This is a genomic window from Pseudomonas sp. ICMP 460 (genome assembly GCF_002723595.1).
Lineage (GTDB): Bacteria > Pseudomonadota > Gammaproteobacteria > Pseudomonadales > Pseudomonadaceae > Aquipseudomonas > Aquipseudomonas kitaguniensis.
This window is the reverse complement of sequence record NZ_LKBR01000002.1, coordinates 131,097-149,340: the sequence shown is the minus strand read 5'-3', so window position 1 is coordinate 149,340 and position 18,244 is coordinate 131,097. Positions and strand designations below refer to the sequence as shown.

The 18,244-nt window shown below is 62.1% G+C and carries 23 protein-coding genes; 13 read left to right on the top strand and 10 right to left on the bottom strand.

Annotated elements, in window-relative coordinates:
- Nucleotides 1–61: 61 nt before the first annotated feature.
- Nucleotides 62–946, top strand: coding sequence for a sugar nucleotide-binding protein (locus tag AO240_RS02990; RefSeq protein ID WP_099235116.1), 885 nt, complete (start codon nucleotides 62–64; stop codon nucleotides 944–946).
- Nucleotides 947–1,066: 120 nt separating this feature from the next.
- Here AO240_RS02990 and AO240_RS02985 read toward each other — a convergent pair whose 3' ends face one another.
- The 5 genes from AO240_RS02985 to AO240_RS02965 all read right to left on the bottom strand — a co-directional run bounded on the left by AO240_RS02985 (nucleotide 1,067) and on the right by AO240_RS02965 (nucleotide 5,168).
- The gene (locus AO240_RS02985; RefSeq protein WP_099235115.1) at nucleotides 1,067–1,765 is read right to left on the bottom strand and encodes an OmpW family protein; all 699 of its coding nucleotides are present in this window, start codon (nucleotides 1,763–1,765) and stop codon (nucleotides 1,067–1,069) included.
- Nucleotides 1,766–1,860: 95 nt separating this feature from the next.
- Nucleotides 1,861–2,382 (bottom strand): DUF3299 domain-containing protein, encoded by a 522-nt coding sequence (locus AO240_RS02980; protein ID WP_099235114.1) that lies wholly within the window; start codon nucleotides 2,380–2,382, stop codon nucleotides 1,861–1,863.
- A gap of 98 nt (nucleotides 2,383–2,480) precedes the next feature.
- Complete coding sequence (locus AO240_RS02975; RefSeq protein WP_099235113.1) at nucleotides 2,481–3,746, bottom strand: ABC transporter permease; 1,266 nt, start codon at nucleotides 3,744–3,746, stop codon at nucleotides 2,481–2,483.
- A gap of 1 nt (nucleotide 3,747) precedes the next feature.
- Complete coding sequence (locus AO240_RS02970; RefSeq protein WP_099235112.1) at nucleotides 3,748–4,458, bottom strand: ABC transporter ATP-binding protein; 711 nt, start codon at nucleotides 4,456–4,458, stop codon at nucleotides 3,748–3,750.
- A gap of 95 nt (nucleotides 4,459–4,553) precedes the next feature.
- Nucleotides 4,554–5,168, bottom strand: coding sequence for a DUF2796 domain-containing protein (locus tag AO240_RS02965; protein WP_099235111.1), 615 nt, complete (start codon nucleotides 5,166–5,168; stop codon nucleotides 4,554–4,556).
- Nucleotides 5,169–5,299: 131 nt separating this feature from the next.
- Between AO240_RS02965 and AO240_RS02960 the strand changes: the two genes are divergently transcribed.
- On the top strand, nucleotides 5,300–5,638 hold the full coding sequence (locus AO240_RS02960; RefSeq protein WP_099235110.1) for a hypothetical protein: 339 nt from the start codon (nucleotides 5,300–5,302) through the stop codon (nucleotides 5,636–5,638).
- Nucleotides 5,639–5,667: 29 nt separating this feature from the next.
- On the opposite strand, the gene trxA is transcribed toward AO240_RS02960, so the two are convergent.
- The 3 genes from trxA to AO240_RS02945 all read right to left on the bottom strand — a co-directional run bounded on the left by trxA (nucleotide 5,668) and on the right by AO240_RS02945 (nucleotide 7,754).
- Complete coding sequence (gene trxA, locus AO240_RS02955) at nucleotides 5,668–6,540, bottom strand: thioredoxin (RefSeq protein WP_099235109.1); 873 nt, start codon at nucleotides 6,538–6,540, stop codon at nucleotides 5,668–5,670.
- A gap of 105 nt (nucleotides 6,541–6,645) precedes the next feature.
- The gene (locus AO240_RS02950; RefSeq protein WP_099235108.1) at nucleotides 6,646–7,302 is read right to left on the bottom strand and encodes a methyltransferase; all 657 of its coding nucleotides are present in this window, start codon (nucleotides 7,300–7,302) and stop codon (nucleotides 6,646–6,648) included.
- Entirely contained in the window at nucleotides 7,299–7,754 is a 456-nt protein-coding gene (locus AO240_RS02945) for a YbaY family lipoprotein (protein ID WP_099235107.1), read from the bottom strand. Before AO240_RS02945 ends, AO240_RS02950 begins: the two co-directional genes overlap by 4 nt.
- A 139-nt stretch (nucleotides 7,755–7,893) precedes the next feature.
- Between AO240_RS02945 and nrdR the strand changes: the two genes are divergently transcribed.
- The 10 genes from nrdR (at nucleotide 7,894) to AO240_RS02895 (ending at nucleotide 15,312) form a co-directional block, all read left to right on the top strand.
- Nucleotides 7,894–8,364 carry a transcriptional regulator NrdR gene (gene nrdR, locus AO240_RS02940; protein WP_058412903.1) on the top strand — a complete coding sequence of 157 codons (471 nt, stop codon included), beginning with the start codon at nucleotides 7,894–7,896 and terminating at the stop codon, nucleotides 8,362–8,364.
- The gene (gene ribD / locus AO240_RS02935) at nucleotides 8,361–9,491 is read left to right on the top strand and encodes a bifunctional diaminohydroxyphosphoribosylaminopyrimidine deaminase/5-amino-6-(5-phosphoribosylamino)uracil reductase RibD (RefSeq protein WP_099235106.1); all 1,131 of its coding nucleotides are present in this window, start codon (nucleotides 8,361–8,363) and stop codon (nucleotides 9,489–9,491) included. The genes nrdR and ribD overlap by 4 nt, the downstream gene beginning before the upstream one ends.
- 47 nt (nucleotides 9,492–9,538) lie before the next feature.
- Nucleotides 9,539–10,201, top strand: a complete 663-nt coding sequence (locus tag AO240_RS02930) for a riboflavin synthase (RefSeq protein WP_099235105.1) — start codon at nucleotides 9,539–9,541, stop codon at nucleotides 10,199–10,201.
- Nucleotides 10,202–10,217: 16 nt separating this feature from the next.
- Nucleotides 10,218–11,309 carry a bifunctional 3,4-dihydroxy-2-butanone-4-phosphate synthase/GTP cyclohydrolase II gene (gene ribBA, locus AO240_RS02925; protein WP_099235104.1) on the top strand — a complete coding sequence of 364 codons (1,092 nt, stop codon included), beginning with the start codon at nucleotides 10,218–10,220 and terminating at the stop codon, nucleotides 11,307–11,309.
- An 88-nt stretch (nucleotides 11,310–11,397) separates the two neighbouring features.
- Complete coding sequence (gene ribE, locus AO240_RS02920; RefSeq protein ID WP_058412857.1) at nucleotides 11,398–11,874, top strand: 6,7-dimethyl-8-ribityllumazine synthase; 477 nt, start codon at nucleotides 11,398–11,400, stop codon at nucleotides 11,872–11,874.
- Complete coding sequence (gene nusB, locus AO240_RS02915; RefSeq protein WP_099235103.1) at nucleotides 11,871–12,371, top strand: transcription antitermination factor NusB; 501 nt, start codon at nucleotides 11,871–11,873, stop codon at nucleotides 12,369–12,371. The genes ribE and nusB overlap by 4 nt, the downstream gene beginning before the upstream one ends.
- Before the next feature lie 18 nt (nucleotides 12,372–12,389).
- Nucleotides 12,390–13,355 carry a thiamine-phosphate kinase gene (gene thiL / locus AO240_RS02910; protein WP_099235102.1) on the top strand — a complete coding sequence of 322 codons (966 nt, stop codon included), beginning with the start codon at nucleotides 12,390–12,392 and terminating at the stop codon, nucleotides 13,353–13,355.
- Between the two features lie 120 nt (nucleotides 13,356–13,475).
- Nucleotides 13,476–14,093, top strand: a complete 618-nt coding sequence (gene ribA / locus AO240_RS02905) for a GTP cyclohydrolase II (protein WP_058412860.1) — start codon at nucleotides 13,476–13,478, stop codon at nucleotides 14,091–14,093.
- Nucleotides 14,090–14,509: a nuclear FMR1 interacting 1 family protein gene (locus AO240_RS02900; protein ID WP_099235100.1), complete on the top strand. Its 420-nt coding sequence runs from the start codon at nucleotides 14,090–14,092 to the stop codon at nucleotides 14,507–14,509. The genes ribA and AO240_RS02900 overlap by 4 nt, the downstream gene beginning before the upstream one ends.
- The gene (locus AO240_RS02895) at nucleotides 14,506–15,312 is read left to right on the top strand and encodes a cobalamin-binding protein (protein ID WP_099235099.1); all 807 of its coding nucleotides are present in this window, start codon (nucleotides 14,506–14,508) and stop codon (nucleotides 15,310–15,312) included. Before AO240_RS02900 ends, AO240_RS02895 begins: the two co-directional genes overlap by 4 nt.
- On the opposite strand, the gene AO240_RS02890 is transcribed toward AO240_RS02895, so the two are convergent.
- Nucleotides 15,282–15,593, bottom strand: a complete 312-nt coding sequence (locus AO240_RS02890) for a transcriptional regulator (protein ID WP_143505269.1) — start codon at nucleotides 15,591–15,593, stop codon at nucleotides 15,282–15,284. The two genes, AO240_RS02895 and AO240_RS02890, sit on opposite strands and share 31 nt — an antisense overlap.
- A gap of 318 nt (nucleotides 15,594–15,911) precedes the next feature.
- Here AO240_RS02890 and AO240_RS02885 point away from each other — a divergent pair, with 318 nt between their 5' ends.
- Entirely contained in the window at nucleotides 15,912–16,274 is a 363-nt protein-coding gene (locus AO240_RS02885; RefSeq protein ID WP_099235097.1) for a hypothetical protein, read from the top strand.
- Nucleotides 16,275–16,295: 21 nt separating this feature from the next.
- Here AO240_RS02885 and AO240_RS02880 read toward each other — a convergent pair whose 3' ends face one another.
- The gene (locus tag AO240_RS02880) at nucleotides 16,296–18,197 is read right to left on the bottom strand and encodes a TonB-dependent receptor domain-containing protein (RefSeq protein WP_099235096.1); all 1,902 of its coding nucleotides are present in this window, start codon (nucleotides 18,195–18,197) and stop codon (nucleotides 16,296–16,298) included.
- Between the last annotated feature and the right edge of the window lie 47 nt (nucleotides 18,198–18,244).

Sequence of the window (18,244 nt, the reverse complement as noted above, 5' to 3'; positions counted from 1 at the left end):
CATGGCTCACACGGCCGCCGACAATAACCATCGTTCCAAACAGACTGGGCCTGCACACTCTATGCGAATGCGCCTTATGTTACTGGGCGGCGGGAATGCCCTCGGGCAGGCGCTGATTCGCCTCGGTGCAGAGGAAAATATTGGTTTCCTCGCACCCAAACCGCCCCAAGACGGCTGGGATGCCGCGAGCCTCACCCAATTGCTCGACGACACTCGTCCCGATGCGTTGATCAACCTCGCCTACTATTTCGACTGGTTCCAGGCCGAAGCGGTCAGCGAAGCTCGTTTGGCTTCTCAGGAATTCGCTATCGAACGCCTGGCCGAACTGTGTCAGCACCACACCATCACCTTGCTGCAACCGTCCAGCTACCGCGTGTTCGATGGCTCGCGCGCCACCGCCTACAGCGAAAAAGACGAGCCGGTGCCGCTGGGCCTGCGCGGTCAGGCGTTATGGCGCATCGAACAAAGCGTGCGCGCGACGTGCCCGCAACACGTGCTGTTGCGTTTTGGCTGGCTGCTCGATGACAGCGTTGACGGCACGCTCGGGCGCTTCCTGGCCCGCGCCGAGACGCCCGACGAGTTACTGATGGCGGACGACCGGCGCGGCAACCCGACACCGGTGGACGACGCGGCGCGGGTGATCATTTCGGTGCTCAAGCAGCTTGATTGCGCGGCGCCGCTGTGGGGCACCTATCACTACGCCGGCCAGGAGGCGACCACGCCGTTGGCGCTGGGCCAGGCTATCCTCACCGAAGCGCGCCACTTCCACCCGCTGGCGGTTGAAGCGCCCACGGCCCAGGCACACGCCGCGCGGCCGGATGCGGCCGATGAGCCGCAACACGCGGTGCTCGCGTGCAAGAAAATCCTGCATACCTTCGGCATCAAGCCTCGGGCGTGGCGGGCGGGGTTACCGGCGTTGCTTGACCGGTTTTACCGGCACAGTTGAATGTGAGAGGGGGCTTGCTCCCGAGGGCAGTGTTTCAGTCAATTTATCAGGTGACTGTTACACCGCCATCGGGAGCAAGCCCCCTCCCACATTGGTTAGCTGGCGTTGCTTAAATCCAGATTAGAACTTGTAGCCGATGCCCACCATGTAAACCATCGGGTCGACGTCTACATTGACCTTGGCGCGAGTGCCTTGGCCCAGCGCGTTGTTGTCGACGGTGGCCTTGGTGCTGATGTCGATGTAGCGCGCCTGGGCGTTGATCATCCACTTGTCGTTGATCATGTAGTCGGCGCCGATCTGCGCAGCCCAACCCCACGAATTCTCAGCCTTGAAGTTGCTGAAACCGGCTTGTTCGGCGCGGCTGCCGACGTGCTCGTCGTAGATCCAGGTGTAGTTGATGCCGGCGCCCACGTACGGCTGGAAAGCCGACGTGTTGTCCAGCGGGTAGTACACGACGCTCAAGGTCGGCGGCAGGTGTTTGAGCGTGCCGAGCTTGCCGTTGGCGGCGCCGAGGGCGGTGTTCTTGATCTTCACGTCATGCTCGAACGGCGTGGCCGCCAACAGCTCGATGCCGACGTGGTTGGTCAGCATGTAGGCGAAGTTCAGGCCCAGTTGGGTGTCGCTGCTCATGGTCGCCTTACCGCTGAGGTTGGCGCCGGCCAATGGGCCCTGGTCAACCTTGACGCTGCTGCTGTCGGCCTTCGGATTCACGGTGATTGCACCGGCGCGAATCAGAATATCGCCGGCTTCGTGAGCGTAGGCGGCAGGGGCGGCGAGGGCGAGCGCGAAGACGGACGCGCCGAGCAGAGACTTGTTCATGGGAGCTCCAAAAGGACGTTAAAAGGTGTACGTCCAATGGTAAAGATCGTTCCCATCGATCTTTTGACTCAGCTCAATGAAAGGGCGATCAAGCGCTATTCCTGCAGTTCGTAGACGTAAATCTTTTCGGCATCCATTTGATAACCGGCGTCCGCCAATTCGCTGGACGACGGCTTGACTTGCATCGCGCCTTCGATCCAGTACGGCTGATACAGCTCATCAAGCTTCACCCCGAGTTCGCTTTTTACATGCACGATCTGGTTCGACGGCGGCGGCGGCACATGGATACACGCGCCGAAATACGGCACCAGCAAAAACTCGGTGGTGCGGCCCTCTTCGCTGACTTCCAGCGGCACGATATACCCCGGTAAACGAATGTGCTGGCCATCAAGGCTCTGCACCACCGGCGCGTTGGGCAGGTCCTGCCTGGCCGCTGGCGCCGCCTCCACCGACAACGCATCGGCCATGTTCGACAGGTCGTGCAGCGGTTTCATATTCGGAACTTCCGGCGGCGCGTCCGGCGGAATCATCTCTTGCCACGACAAGTCCTTGGGCTGTTCGGCGGCCCAGACAGGCACCGACACCAACAGCAGCAACGCAAACATCGCACCACGCATGAAACATCCTCAAAAAATGAATACGAGCGCCAAGCTGCAAGTAGAAGCCGATTCGCGTTTAGCTTGTAGCTTATAACTTGCCGCTTGCCGCTGCGCTTCTACAGCCGTATGGACAGGCCATCGGCCAAAGATTGTCGATAGGCGCGCCACGCGGGCACGCTGCCCATCAACAGTGCTGCGGCCAGAATACCGGCGAGCAACGTCCATTCATATTCGCTCGGCCACGACATCGGCAGGTCCAGGCCGTAATTGGCCTGCAAATAGCCGCGTGATGCGCCGATGCACACGTACAGCAAGGCGGTGCCTGCGACCACGCCGGACAGCGCCAGGGCGAAGGCTTCGAAGACCAGTAACGTCGCAATGTGCCAAGGGCGCGCGCCCACCGAACGCAAGATCGCCATTTCGCGGCGGCGCTCGTTGAGGCTGGTCAGGATAGCGGTGAGCATACCGATCAAGCCTGTCAGCACCACGAACAGCGAGATCACGAACAGCGCTTTTTCGGCAGTGCCCATCATGCTCCACAGCTCTTGCAGCGCCACGCCCGGCAAGATCGCGAGCATCGGCTCGCCACGGAACTCATTGATCTCGCGTTGCAGGGCGAAGGTCGAAATCTTGTTGTTCAGGCCCAGCATAAACGCGGTGATCGCCTGCGGGGTGAGGTCCATGTTGCGTGCCTGATCGGCACTGATGCGGCCTTTGCCCTGGGCCGGCACACCGTTGTGCCAGTCTATATGAATCGCTTCCATGCCGCCGAGGCTGATGTGCAGCGTGCGGTCTACCGGCGTGCCGGTGCGTTTGAGAATGCCGACCACGGTGAAAGGTTTGTCATCGTGTTTCACCAGGCTGACCACCGCCACGCCGTGGGCCAGCACCAGCGTGTCGCCCAGTTTGTAATGCAGTGCGTCGGCCACTTCGGCGCCGAGCACCACTTCAAACGGGTCGGTGGCGAAGGCGCGACCGCTGGCCAGTTCGAGGTTCTGCTTGCGACCGTACTGGTAGTGCTCGAAGTACGACGCGTTGGTGCCCATCACCCGGTAGCCGCGGTGCGAGTCGCCGAGGGAAATCGGGATCGCCCATTTCACCTGCGGGTTGGCTGCGAAGTGCTGGTAGCTGTCCCAGCGAATATTGTTGGTGGCGTTGCCGATACGAAATACCGAATACAGCAGCAGGTTGACCGAACCCGAGCGCGCGCCGACGATCAGGTCGGTGCCGCTGATAGTGCTGGCGAAACTGTTGCGCGCCTCAACGCGCACGCGCTCTACCGCCAGCAGCAGGCACACCGACAGGGCGATGGCGAAGGCGGTGAGTATCGCGGTAAAGCGGCGGTTAGCCAGGCTGGCCATGGCTAGACGGAACAGATACATCTCAAACCTCTGCGGGCGTGGCGGCGCGATTGAGTTCGGCCAGCGACAGGTTGCGGTCGAACAGCGGCGCCAGGCTCTGGTCATGGCTGACAAATAACAGGCTGGCACCGGCCTCGCGGCATTCTGCGAACAACAGTTGGAGGAAGGCTTCGCGGGCGTCGTAATCCAGCGCCGAGGTGGGCTCGTCGGCGATCACCAATTCCGGCTGGCCAATCAGCGCGCGGGCGGCGGCGACGCGTTGTTGCTGGCCGATGGACAGCGAATCGGCGCGGCGCTCGAGCAAATCCTTATCCTTCAAACCCAAGTGCGCGAGCAAGGTCGCGGCGGCCTGATCGACACTGCCGTGGCGTTGCTTGGCGCGTTGCGCACGCAATTTGGAAAAGTGGCAAGGCAACTCGACGTTCTCGCGCACCGACAGAAACGGCAGCAAGTTGAACTGCTGGAAGATGTAGCCGGTGTGGTCAACGCGAAAGCGGTCGCGGGCGCCGGCCGAGAGCTCGGTCAACTCCTGGCCAAGCAGGCGAATGCTGCCCTGGCTGGGCTTCTGCACGCCGCCGAGCAGGCCGAGCAAAGTGGTTTTGCCGCTGCCGCTCGGGCCTTTTAGAAACAGGGTTTCGCCAGGTTCCAGGCGGAACGCGGGAATGTCCAGCAACTGCGGGTGGCCGGGCCAGTTAAAGCCCAGGTCAGACAGTTCGATAAGTGCTTGGGTCATGTGAAATCAGTATCGCCTGCTGGCAAGGTTTTAAAAGTGGCGCCGATCCACCGTGGGAGCAGGCACGCCAGTGCCCACAGTGGCCGGGTTTCAAATCAGAACTTCAAGGTGGCTGCGGTGGCGGCGGCTTCAACGCCTTGCTGGCCGCTTGGGCCGATCAGTTGTACCTGAATTTTGCGGGTGGCGGGGAAGGTCTTGAACACTTGGCTCAGGTCCAGATTGCTCAGCGCTGTCGGCGTGGCGCAGGTGAGCTGGTAGCGCGCGTGAATTTCGCTGTGGTCGTGATGATGCTCGTGGGCGGCCGCGCCTTTGCCGTCGGTGGCGTGGTCGTCATCGCCATCATCGTCGTCGTCATGATCGGCTTCAGGTTTGTCGCCGAACAACGGGCTGTTGAGTTCCTGAGTGCTGACCACGCAGCCGGCAGCTTTTGGCAGGCTGAACAAGGCCAGCGGGTTCTCCAACTGCTTGCGCGCTGCGGCGACCTTGGCTTTGTCAGCGGCCGTGGTGGCGAGGTGTTCGAAACCCACCAGGTTCATCGCCGGGCTGTCCAGCTCAAGCTCCAGGGTCTGGCCGTCGAGCACTGCATTGAGGCGGCCCACGCCGTGTTCGTGGGCGCCAAGGCTGCCGTGCTCGTGTTCGTGCTCATCGTGAGCATGGGCAACTGCCAGTGGCAGCAGGGCAAACGGCAAAGCGAGCAGCAAACGGCGCATGAGAAGGCTCCAAAAAGATGAAAGTTTTGTTATGTGATCTTATAACAATAATTCCGGAGTTTGACCGCCCGCTTGGCGTTGCGCAAGCCGCGTGGGAGCATGCGGGTCAGAAAAATGCAGGAGTAAGGACGATGTTGCGAATTCGTGGAACCGTGGGCGACTTGCCGGTGGACTTGACCCTGGAACTCGACGACGGCGATTGGGCAAAGCTCGGCGCCCACTTGCAGGCGAGCCCGGTCGCCAGCGAACCGCCGGCGGCGCCGGTCAAACAGACGGATGACGTGTGGCAGAAGGCTCAGGACCTGTTGCGCAAGGCCGGGCAGCTCAGCGGGTTGGAGCTGCTTGATCAGTTGGAAGGTTTGGCCGGCGATGCCGCGTCAGGCAAGCGCTTGCTGGTGCGCTTGCGTCACAGCGCCAAGGTGAAAGTGATCAGCGGCGGTGATACGCCGCTGTACACCTGGGTTGAATAACCCTTGCAGGTTCGTGCCTGCAGGGGCAATTAGTACAGCGCGGCGAACAACTTACGGCGGTACACCGTGACCAACGGGTGCTCATTGCCGAGCAATTCGAACACTTGCAGCAAGGTCTTGTGCGGCAGGCCGTCGCTGTAACTGCGGTTACGGATAAACAGCTTGAGCAGGCCTTCCAGCGCGGCGTCGTATTGCTGGCGCGCCAGTTGTTGAATCGCCAACTGATAGGCGGCTTCATCGTCCAGCGGGTTTTGCGCCAAGCGGCTTTTCAGCTCGGCGGCGTCCGGCAAGTCGGCAGCCTGGCGCAGGAAGGTGATTTGCGCCTTGGCCCCCGCGAGCGCGGCTTTGTGGTCGTCGCTTTTCACCGCGTCGAGCACGGCTTGGGCTTCGCCCAACTCACCGCGTTCGGCCAGGCAGCGCGCGTACAGAATCAGCGCGCCGGCGTTGCTGTTGTCTTCGCCCAACAGTGCAACCAGCACCGCTTCGGCATCGCTGATACGGCCTTCGGCAAACAGTGCCTGCGCCTGCTCGAGCGGATCGGCCGCCGCCGGTGGCGGCATCTGCACATGTGGCTCGAGCATCGCGCGTATCGCCGACTCCGGCTGCGCGCCGGCAAACCCGTCCACCGGCTGGCCATCCTTGAACAGCACCACCGTCGGCAGGCTTTGAATGCCAAAGCGCGCAACGATGTCTTGCTCGGCCTCGCAATCGACCTTGGCCAGCAGCAACTCGCCCTGATAACTCTCGGCAATCTTCGCCAGCAACGGCATCAGCGCCTTGCACGGCGCGCACCACTCGGCCCAGAAATCCACAAGCACGGGTTGTTCAAAGGAGTTCTGAATCACCGCCTGCTCGAACGTGGCAGTGGTTGCGTCGAAGATGTACGGCGTGGGCTCACTCATGGGGCGTCTCGAATAAAGCGGGAATGGGGCAACTATAAGGGCTGGCGAGGTTGACCGGAAGCAGCAGGGTACTCAACTGTGGGAGCGGGCTTGCTCGCGATGGCCTCAAGGACGCCGCGAATGGTACAGGCTCACCTTGCGAAACTCCCAAGGCTCGGCCAGGTCTGGCAACGTCAAGCCATCAAGAATCTCCAGGCGCTGATAAGCCGGGTGCTGGAAGTCCCTCACGCGTGAATCCGCCACCAGCGTTTCGCGGCCACGGCTGAGGAACTGGTCGAGCAACGGCAGGTTGGCGCGGTCGTAAAGCACGTCGGCCACCAGGATCAGGTCGAAACGGTCGGCTTCGGCGAAAAAATCGGCTGAATACTCCAACTCAACCGCGTTGAGTTGGGCATTCGCGCGGCAGGCCGCTAACGCCAGCGGGTCAAGGTCGCAGGCCACCACTTCGAGCGCGCCGGCTTTAACCGCGGCAATCGCCGCCACACCGGAGCCTGCGCCAAAATCCAGCACGCGCTTGCCGGCGACCCACTCAGGGTTGGCCGCCAAGTAACGCGCCAGCGCCAAACCACTGGCCCAGCAAAAGCTCCAGTAGGGCGGCTCGTGCAGGATGCGCCGGGTTTCGTCGGGGCTGAAGGCGCGCTGCATATTGCCCGCATCCAGTAGCCATAAGCGCAGCTCGGTGCCCGGCAATGCGCAGGGCACCAGTTGCGCGTCGCCGATCAGTTCGCTCAGCGCGTGTTGCAGGCCCAGCGGTGGCGTCATGGCGCTTTGACGAGTTGCAGCGGGCCGGTGGTCTGCGTGATCGCTTGGGTGATGTGTACGGCGGGCAGGTGCAGGATGAGCTGCCCGGACTGGCTGGCGCGGCCGCGCAACTCCACTCGCGCACCGGCCGGGAAGGCTTCTGGGTTAAAGCGCAGGCGGAAGGCGAGTGGCTTGCCGTTGCCGCTCAGTACGCTGCTGGCGAGCAGCTGTTGCGGGCGGTTGCGCTCGTCGATCACCAGCAGCGCCAGTTCGACTTCGGCGCCGGCCGGCACACCGTTGAGGGTGCCGTTGATTTCACGCTGGTACGCAGGCAAAGGGCCGAGGTCTTCAATGCCCGGGACTTTTTTCTCTTGTGCAGGTGTCGGTTGCGGGGCGGCAGGCTTTGGGGCTTCGGTGCTGCAGGCGACCAAAAAACTGAACACGGTGAGTAAAACAAGTGGTCGTAACTGCATGTACGGCTCCAGAAAGGACAAAATCCGTGGTGTGAACATTAATAAACATATAAGCCTGCCTATATACCGTAAAGGCTATGGCTTGTCTTGCCACAGGGATGCGCTACCATGGCCCTCCCTTTTTTTGTTGCCTGCCACCATGCACTGTCCCTTCTGCGGTGCCAACGACACCAAGGTCATTGACTCACGTCTGGTCGCCGAGGGCGATCAGGTACGTCGCCGGCGCGAATGCCTGGCCTCTGGCTGCGGTGAACGTTTCACCACCTTCGAAACCGCCGAACTGGTGTTGCCACGTCTGATCAAGTCCGACGGCAGCCGCCAGCCTTTCGACGAAGACAAACTGCGCGCCGGTATGCAGCGCGCCCTGCAAAAACGCCCGGTGAGTATCGAGCGGCTGGAAGCGGCGCTGGTGCACATCAAGCACAAACTGCGCGCGACCGGCGAGCGCGAGGTCAAGAGCCTGGTGGTTGGAGAGCTGGTGATGGGCGAGCTGCAAAAGCTCGACGAAGTCGCCTATATCCGTTTCGCCTCGGTGTATCGACGCTTCCAGGACCTCAACGAGTTCCGCGAAGAGATCGATCGCCTGGCCCGTGAGCCGATCAAAGAATGAATTCACCGTCTGCTGAGCAAACTGTCCTCGACGCCCATTACATGGCCCGCGCCCTCGAATTGGCGCGCAATGGCCTGTACACCACCCACCCCAACCCACGGGTTGGCTGCGTGATAGTGCGCGATGGGCAGATTGTCGGCGAAGGCTGGCATCAGCGCACCGGCGAACCGCACGCAGAGCCTAACGCCCTGCGCGCCGCCGGGGCCAAGGCGCGTGGCGCTACGGTCTACGTGACGCTGGAACCGTGCAGCCACCATGGGCATACGCCGCCGTGCGCCGATGCGCTGGTGAGTGCCGGTGTTGCGCGGGTTGTGGCCGGGATGCAGGACCCGAACCCCGAAGTGGCCGGTCGCGGCATGCAGCGCCTGGCGCAAGCCGGTATCGAAATCCGCAGCGGCGTGCTCGAAAGCCAGGCGCGTGCGCTGAACCCGGGGTTTCTCAAACGCATGGAACACGGCCTGCCGTTTGTGCGGGTCAAGCTGGCGATGAGCCTGGACGGCCGCACCGCGATGGCCAGCGGCGAAAGCCAGTGGATCACCGGCCCTGCCGCCCGCGCCGCCGTGCAGCGTTTGCGCGCTGAAGCCAGTGTGGTGTTGACCGGTGCCGATACGGTACTGGCCGACGGCGCGCGCCTGACCGTGCGCGCCGCTGAACTCGGCCTGGATGACGCCACCACCGCCCTGGCCATGTCGCGCCCGCCGTTGCGCGTGCTGATCGACGGCCGCCTGCGCGTGCCGCTCAACGCACCGTTCTTCAAGGCTGGCCCGGCACTGGTGATCACCTGCGTGACCCCGGAAAACCAATTCCCGCGTGGCCCCGAATGCCTGGTGGTGCCGGGCGTGGAGGGCCAGGTCGACCTGCGCTCGGCGCTGGTCGCCCTGGCCGCGCGCGGCGTCAACGAAGTATTGGTGGAAGCTGGCCCGAGCCTTGCCGGCGCGTTTGCCCAGCAGGGCCTGGTCGACGAGTACGTGATATTCGTCGCCGGCAAGTTCTTGGGTTCCGCCGCGCGGCCGTTGCTCGACTGGCCGCTTGAGAAGCTCGGCGACGCCCCCCAACTCAAGATCACTGAGATGCGCGCTGTAGGCGACGATTGGCGAATCACTGCAATCCCCTTGGCGCGCGTATAATTCTGACCGGGCGCTCAAGTGCCCGCTGTGTTTTCCAGGAGGACTCCATGTTCACCGGCATTATCGAATCCATCGGCAGCATCCGCGCGATGACCCCTAAAGGCGGCGACATTCGCCTGCTGGTTGAAACCGGCAAGCTCGACCTGGGCGATGTCAAACTGGGCGACAGCATTGCCGTCAGCGGCGTGTGCCTGACCGTTATTGAGCTGCCTGGCAACGGCTTTGCCGCCGACGTCAGCCGCGAAACCCTCGACTGCACCGCGATGAGCGACCTGGCGGCCGGCAGCCCGGTCAACCTGGAAAAAGCCCTGACCCCGACCACCCGCCTCGGCGGCCACCTGGTCAGCGGCCACGTCGATGGCGTTGGTGAAGTGGTGGCGCGCAGCGAAAACGCGCGTGCCGTGGAGTTTCGCATCCGCGCGCCCAAAGAACTGGCCAAGTACATCGCCCATAAAGGCTCGATTACCGTCGACGGCACCAGCCTGACGGTAAACGCCGTGAACGGCGCCGAATTTGAACTGACCATCATTCCCCACACCCTCAGCGAAACCATCATGGCGTCTTACCAGCCAGGTCGCCGGGTGAACCTGGAAGTTGACTTGCTTGCCCGTTACCTGGAGCGTCTGCTGATGGGCGATAAGGCCGCAGAGCCTGCAACGGGGAACATCACTGAAAGTTTTCTGGCCGCTAATGGCTACCTGAAATCCTGACCCAAGGGGGTGCCTCGTGGCGCTCAACAGCATCGAAGAACTGGTTGAAGACATCCGCCAAGGCAAGATGGTCATCCTGATGGATGACGAAGACCGCGAAAACGAAGGCGACATCATCATGGCCGCCGAAGCGTGCCTGCCTGAGCACATCAACTTCATGGCCAAGCACGCCCGTGGGCTGATCTGCATGCCCATGAGCCGTGAGCGCTGCGAATTGCTCAAGCTGCCGTTGATGGCGCCGCGCAACGGGTCGGGTTTTGGCACCAAGTTCACCGTATCGATTGAAGCGACCACCGGCGTCACCACCGGCATTTCCGCCGCAGACCGCGCGCGTACTGTGCAAGCCGCCGCCGCGAAAGACGCCAAGGCTGAAGACATCGTCAGCCCTGGCCACATCTTCCCGCTGATGGCCCAACCGGGCGGCACGCTCGCTCGCGCCGGCCACACCGAAGCGGCGTGCGACCTGGCGCGCATGGCCGGTTTCGAGCCGAGCGGGGTGATTTGCGAAGTGATGAATGACGACGGCACCATGGCCCGTCGCGCTGAACTTGAAGCGTTTGCCGCCGAGCACAACCTCAAGGTCGGCACCATTGCCGACCTGATTCACTACCGCATGATCCACGAGCGTACCGTTCAGCGGATTGCCGAGCAGCCGCTGGACAGCGAACTGGGCCACTTCACCTTGGTGACCTACCGTGATTCAGTCGAAGGCGACGTGCACATGGCGTTGACCCTGGGCACGATCAGCGCCGACGAGCCGACGCTGGTACGTGTGCACAACATGGACCCGCTGCGCGACCTGCTGATGGTCAAGCAACCGGGCCGCTGGAGCCTGCGCGCCGCCATGGCTGCGGTGTCTGAGGCCGGCAGCGGTGTCGTGCTGTTGTTGGGCAACCCGGTGGATGGCGACGTGTTGCTCGCGCATATTCGTGATACCGCCGAGCACGCGCAGATCAAAACACCGACTACCTACAGCATCGTCGGTGCCGGTTCGCAGATCCTTCGCGACCTCGGCGTGCGCAAAATGCGCCTGATGAGCGCACCGATGAAATTTAATGCCATATCCGGTTTCGATCTGGAAGTTGTAGAATACGTGCCCTCCGAATAAAGGCTGGCGATTTTTGCCCCTTGTTCGCGGTTAAATCATCACTGAGGGACGCACTTTTCGCGTCCCGGCTCTTTAAGAGATTTGTCGAATGACCCTGAAGACCATCGAAGGTACCTTCATCGCACCCCAAGGCCGCTACGCCCTGGTGGTTGGCCGCTTCAACAGCTTCGTGGTTGAAAGCCTGGTAAGCGGTGCTGTGGACGCCCTGGTTCGCCATGGTGTGAGCGAAAGCGACATCACCCTCATCCGTGCGCCTGGCGCCTTCGAAATTCCACTGGTTGCGCAAAAAGTTGCTCAACAGGGTGAATACGCGGCGATTATCGCCTTGGGCGCGGTCATTCGTGGCGGCACTCCGCACTTCGAATACGTGGCTGGCGAATGCACCAAGGGCTTGGCCCAGGTGTCCATGGAGTTCGGCGTGCCGGTTGCTTTTGGCGTGCTGACCGTAGACTCCATCGAGCAAGCCATCGAGCGTTCCGGCACCAAAGCCGGTAACAAGGGCGCTGAAGCTGCCTTGTCCGCCCTCGAAATGGTCAGCCTGCTGTCGCAGTTGGAGGCCAAGTGATTTCCGACGAGAGCGATCGTTTCAACCCACGCGATGAGCGCCCGGCCGACGCCGGCAAGCCTTCGAAAAGCGAAAAGCGCCGTGCTGCGCGTCAGCTCGCCACCCAGGCGTTGTACCAGCGCCACATGGCCGGCACCTCGCTGAACGAAATCGAAGCGCAATTTCGCGTCGATAACGATTTCACCTTTGCCGATCAGAGCTACTTCCACGACATCCTGCACGGTGTGCCAGCCAACCTGACCGAGATCGACGCTGCGCTCGCGCCTTGCCTGGACCTGACCATCGAAGAGCTCGACCCGGTGGAACTGGCGGTATTGCGCCTGTCCACCTGGGAACTGCTCAAGCGCGTCGACGTGCCGTACCGCGTGGTGATCAACGAAGGCATCGAGCTGGCGAAAGTCTACGGTTCGACCGACGGCCACAAGTTCGTCAACGGCGTGCTCGACAAAATGGCACCGCGCTTGCGCGAAGCCGAAGTGAAGGAACACAAGCGCTAAACCGCGCTTGAGTCCTGAATGGGTGAGTTTGAGCTGATTCGCACCTACTTCGCCGCCGCGCCCTGTGCGCAAGGCGGTGAAGGTATTGCCTTGGGGATCGGCGACGACTGCGCCTTGCTGTCGCTGCCCGCCGGGGAGCAACTGGCAATTTCCACCGATACATTAGTGGCCGGCGTGCACTTTGCCGACCCGTGTGACCCGTTCCTGCTCGGCCAGCGCTCGCTGGCCGTGGCAGTCAGCGACCTGGCCGCCATGGGCGCCCATCCGCTTGCTTTTACCCTTGCCCTTACCACCCCGACGGTCGATGCCGATTGGCTGCAACGCTATGCCCAAGGCTTGAACGCCATGGCGCAACGTTGCGGCGTCGGCCTGGTGGGCGGCGACACCACGCGCGGGCCGCTGAGCCTGACGCTCAGCGTGTTCGGCCGTGTGCCCGCCGGGCAGGCGTTGACGCGCAGCGGTGCGCGGCCGGGCGACTTATTGTGTGTTGGCGGTGAGCTGGGCGACGCCGCTGGCGCCTTGCCGTTGGTGCTCGGTCAGCGTACGGCTGACGCCTTGATCGCTGAACCGCTGCTCGCGCATTATTGGTCGCCTCAACCGCAGTTGGCGCTCGGCCTGGCGCTGCGGGGCAAGGCGACGGCGGCGATGGATATCTCGGACGGGCTGTTGGCCGATTGCGGGCACATCGCCAAGGCGTCGGCGGTGAGCCTGTTAATTGAACGTGAGCAACTGCCATTATCCAAGGCCTTGCTGGCGTTTGTCGGCGATGACGAGGCGCGTATAGCCGCGTTGAGCGGCGGCGACGACTACGTGCTGGCGTTCACGCTGCCGCCTGCCGAACTTGCGCCGTTGCTGGCCGGCGGATGGCCGATTCACGTGATCGGTCGGGTCGAGGCCGGGCAGGGCGTCACGCTGCTGGATGCCAGCGGGCAAGACATCACGCCTGCCGTGCGTGGCTATCAGCATTTTCGGGCAGTTACATAGAACCCACTTAAAGGCCAATCAAACCGATTGATCTTTATCAGCGATAATTCAGCTTAAGCGTCGGTTATAACCTGCTGTTACAATGCACGCCTCTGTGAAATCTGAAATCAGGAGCACATGGTGCCCGTCGTTTTCGTCGCCGCTTCCAAGCTGCCTACCCCTTTTGCCACATTCACCATGAACGGCTTTCTCGAAGAAGCCACGGGGCGAGAGCACGTCGTGCTCAGCCTGGGTGAGATCGCCGACGGTGCGCCGGTGCTTGGCCGCGTGCACTCCGAGTGCCTGACGGGTGACGCGCTGTTCAGCCAGCGCTGCGACTGTGGTTCGCAACTGGAAGCCGCCATGCAAGCCATTGCCCGCGAAGGGCGTGGCGTGTTGCTGTACTTGCGTCAGGAAGGCCGTGGCATTGGCCTGATGAACAAGATTCGCGCCTACGAGCTGCAAGACGGCGGCGCCGACACCGTGGAAGCCAACGAGCGCCTGGGCTTTGCCGCCGACCAGCGTGACTACGCGATTTGCCTGCCGATGCTTGAGCATTTGGGCGTGAAGTCCCTGCGTTTGATGACCAACAACCCGCGCAAGGTCAAAGCCTTGACCGAGATGGGCATCACCGTGGCCGAGCGCGTGCCGTTGCACACCGGGCAAAACCCGCACAACAAACTCTACCTGGCGACCAAAGCCAGCAAGCTCGACCACATGATGGGCAACGAGCATCAGGGCGAGGTCGACCGCGCGTGACCCGTGGCCAGGTGAAACGGCGGCTGTCCTTCAACTGGTGGCAGTACCTGGCGCTGGCGTTGCTGCCGTTGTTTGTGATCAACCTGGTGTTCGGCCACGCGCAATCCCTGCTTCCCGTGCTGGCCATACCGTTGTTCATTGCCGGTGTGGCCTCGATGTTTCTGAGCCTGCGTTATTTTCATGGCTATAAACACGCACTGATCGCCACGTCCAAAGCCCTCGATACGCCCGAAGAGCCGGCTGCCTGGTTAACCCTCGCGGCGCGTCGGCGCACGGCGCTGCTGGTGGCCGCCATACCGGCCTGGATCGGTGCGTTGGCGGTGTTCGTCGGCCTTGAGGCGGTGCCGCTGTTTCTGCTGGCACTGTCGACCCTGGTGCTGTTTTACCTCTATCGCATCCCCCGTCAACTGGGATGAAACGCTATTGGCTGGCGCTCATGCTGCTGGCATTCGGTGCACAGGCCTTGGCGGCCCAGCGTGTCGTCAGCCTGGCGCCATCGCTGTCTGAAATCGTGGCCGAACTGGGCGCTGCCGACGTGCTGGTGGGCCTGCTCGACGGCGGCGATCGGCCGGCAGCCTTGGCCGCGGTGCCGTCAGTGGGGCATTACGGGCAGTTGAATATGGAGCGCCTGCTCAGCCTTAAGCCCGACCTGATCCTGCTCTGGCCCGGCAGCGTCGGCCCCGCCCAGCGCGAGCAGCTGCAGCGCCTGAATATTCCGGTTTATGTGGCCGAACCGCATAACCTTGAGCAACTTGCCACGCAAATCCAGGCCATTGCCGAGCAATTGGGCCGCGATGAGGCCGGTCGCCAATTAGCCACGCAGGTGCGCCAACGCCTGGCCGAATTGCGCCAGCGCTATCAGCGCGCCGAGCCGTTGCGGGTGTTTTATCAAGTGTGGAACCCGCCGTTGTACACCGTGGGCGGCGGGCAGATCATCAGCGATGCGCTGACGCTGTGCGGGGCGCGCAACGTATTCGACGACCTCAAGCTGCCTGCGCCGCAGGTCAGTATCGAGTCGGTGTTGCAGCGCAATCCGCAGGTAATTCTGGCCGCCGACCAGGCGCAACTGGACGCCTGGAAGGCCTGGCCGCAGCTAATGGCAGTTGCCGAAAACCGCTTGTACCGAGTGCCGGACAAAGGGCTGGAGCGACCGAGCGCGCAGATGGTTGAGGCAGTTGCCAAGCTCTGTCAGGTCTTGGCGCATTTCGAAAAGCCATAAGCGCTCACGCCTGCAGTCTCGGTGAACGCCACATAGAAGCTTCGCGTTTTGCTCTTGTTTCGCAATGTGTAGTCAAAGCACTGCGAGGCGCCACCGCCAGCAGGCGTGACGCGGTCAGGCTGCTGAATGGCCAAAAGGTCTTGTTGAATTGACGCCGCCTCGGCGGCTTTGACGTAAACGGGGTGATCGCCGAAGGCCATCAACGTGGCAACCCTTTCGATGACGCTGCACCCGGTCAGCACCAGCAATAGCGTGCCAACGCAAGCAATCAGAAGACGCATGGTGAGCCCTGTAGGAGTGGCGTACGAAAGGGTGCTTGCGCCCTGTACACCACCAAACGCAAGTTCGAACAGGTTGAACGGGCTAGGCGGTCATTGTCTGTCGGGCATTTCGCGTTCACTGGGTCGAATCAGTGCAAAGCACACTAAGCGCATGCCGCAAGCGCGAGGCATCGGCTGCGATGCGCTCACGCAACGTTGGCGTTTTTTAGCGCGATTCGTCTGTCAAACCCGTCAGACTTTGCATCGGGAGTTGCCCGGCCATGTGTGCTAGTTTCGCGGCTCCCCGTAAGGGCTGACCCAGCAGCATAAGGACACATCATGCGGTATTTTCTGACGTTGACCGGTGCCGCGCTTGCACTGGCGCTAAGCGGTTGCGAGATCACGCAAACCATCTCGCAGCTCAGAACATTCGGGCATCACCCGGTGGTGGCCAGGACGGCCACGCTGGACAGCACCCAGCAAGACCTCCTGAATATTCAGGCGCCCACCAAAATAACCTCAATTCGGGGCGGCACCTCGCAGTGCTTTGACTACGCGTTGGAGCGTGATGGGAAAACAGCTGATTATTTTGTTTCGTTCACCTCGGATGGGTGGGCCAATGCCTGGGGCTACTCAACCTGCAGCAAAGTGTTGGCCGCAGGCAGCCTGGCGTCCAATGCGCGGGTCGACCGCAAACACTGACACGCAGCGCGGCGGCTTGGGTTACAGCGGCGGCGTCCAGGTCAGCCCAAACATCCAGACCCGACCTTCTTCCCGGTAATGTTGATTGTTCTGGAAGTTCGGGTCTTGATAGTTGTACATCGCCCGGGCGTAAGTTTTGTCCAGCACGTTATCGACCTTGGCCGACAACACCACGTCGCGATTTAACGCCCAACTGCTGCGCAGCCCCAGCAAGGCATAACCGCCCAGGCGATTACGATTGTCTTCGGCGTCATAGCTGCGGCTGATCGCCTGCCAGCTTGCCCCCACACCGAACCTGTCGAATTGCCGGTCCAGATCCACGCTCAACGTGCGGCGCGCACGACGGGCCAGGGTGTGGCCGGTATCGCGGTCGCGCGGGTCGATGAATGAAACGCCCACGTTACCCTGCCAGCCGAACAGCTCCTGCTTGAGCGCGGCTTCAAAGCCGTTGATGCGTGCCGACGCCACGTTTTGCGGTTTGCTGGTGCTGTCGAGGATGATCGCGTTGCTTAAATCAGTGCGATACAGCGACGCTTCCAGGCGCGTGCTGTCACTCAACTGGCTGCGCCATTGCAGCTCGTAACTCTTTGAAGTTTCAGGCTGCAGGTTCGGGTTGCTGTAATTCGTGTCAGGGTAATAAAGGTCGTTGAAGGTCGGCGCGCGAAAGCCCTCGCTGTAGCGCAGCAACAGGTCATTGTCGGGGTTGACGGGCACGGTGAGGGTGCCGCTCCAGCTGTTTTGGCTGCCGAACTGTTGATTCTGATCACGCCGCAGGCCCAGCTCCGTAGAGAACCATTCGCTGTGGAAGCGGTGCTGCACAAAGGCTGCACGGTTCCAGCGGGTGTTTTCGGTGAACGCGGTGGAACCGTGGAAGCGATCTTCGTACCAGTCACCGCCGAGTATCAGGCTGTTCTGATCATCCAGCGTCAGGTCGTTTTGCCAGTTGAGCGAGTCGCGGTAGGTGTTGAATACGCTGAAATCATCACTGAGCGTGTCGCGCTTGGTGTCGCGGTTCTCGCTGTGGCCCAGTTCCAGGCGCGACTGCCAGCGCTGATTGAACGTGGCGTCGACATAGCCGCTGGCGCTGCTCACGGTGTAGTCGGTGTAGGGTTTTTGCCCGACACTTTGCCCGGTGGCGGCGTCGTAGCGGCCGAAGCTGTTGTCGTATTCCGACTTGCCGTGGTTATCCAACAGGTTGAACCCCACGTCCAGTTCATCGCTGAAGGAATGGCTGAGGTTCAGGCTGATCGATTGATTGCGGTAGGCATCATGGTCGCCATCGCTGGGGAACGACGCGTGCGTTGAATTAATACCGGCGGTGTCATCCAGGCTCGCCCCCAGGTTAAAACGCGTGTGCTCATCGCCACCGGAGAGGCCAAGGCTGCGTTCCCACGTCTGGCGGCTGCCAAACCCCACTTTCAAGCGCGGCTGCAGGCCTTTTTCGGCATTGCGGCGGGTGAATATCTGAATCACACCGCCGATCGCATCACTGCCGTAGATCACCGAGCGTGAGCCGCGCAGCACTTCGACGCGCTCAATTTGGTCGACGTTCAGGTATTGCAGCCCGCTGTCACCGGAAGTGGTATTAGCGATGCGCTGGCCATCTACCAGCACCAGGCTTTGCGCGGCTTTGGTGCCACGGATGAAGATGCCCGGCAAACTGCCGCGCCCGCCGGTAGGCGCCACTTGCACGCCGGGCACGCGGCTGAGCAGGTCGGTCACGCTGGTCGGTTGCAGGCGGTCAATGTCATCGCGGGTGAACACGCTGTTGGCCGCGCTGCTGTCGTTGCGTGCCTGCACCTGACGGTTGGCGCTGATGACCACGTTGGGCAGTTTCAGGGCGTTGTCGCGTTCGAAGGCCTCGGCGAGCAGGTCAGTGGCGGGGAGCAACAGCAAGGGCAGGGCGTAGCGAAGGCGATTCATGGGCTGTCCGTAGCGTTTTGAAAATGCCGCCCATCAACGCTGGGAGA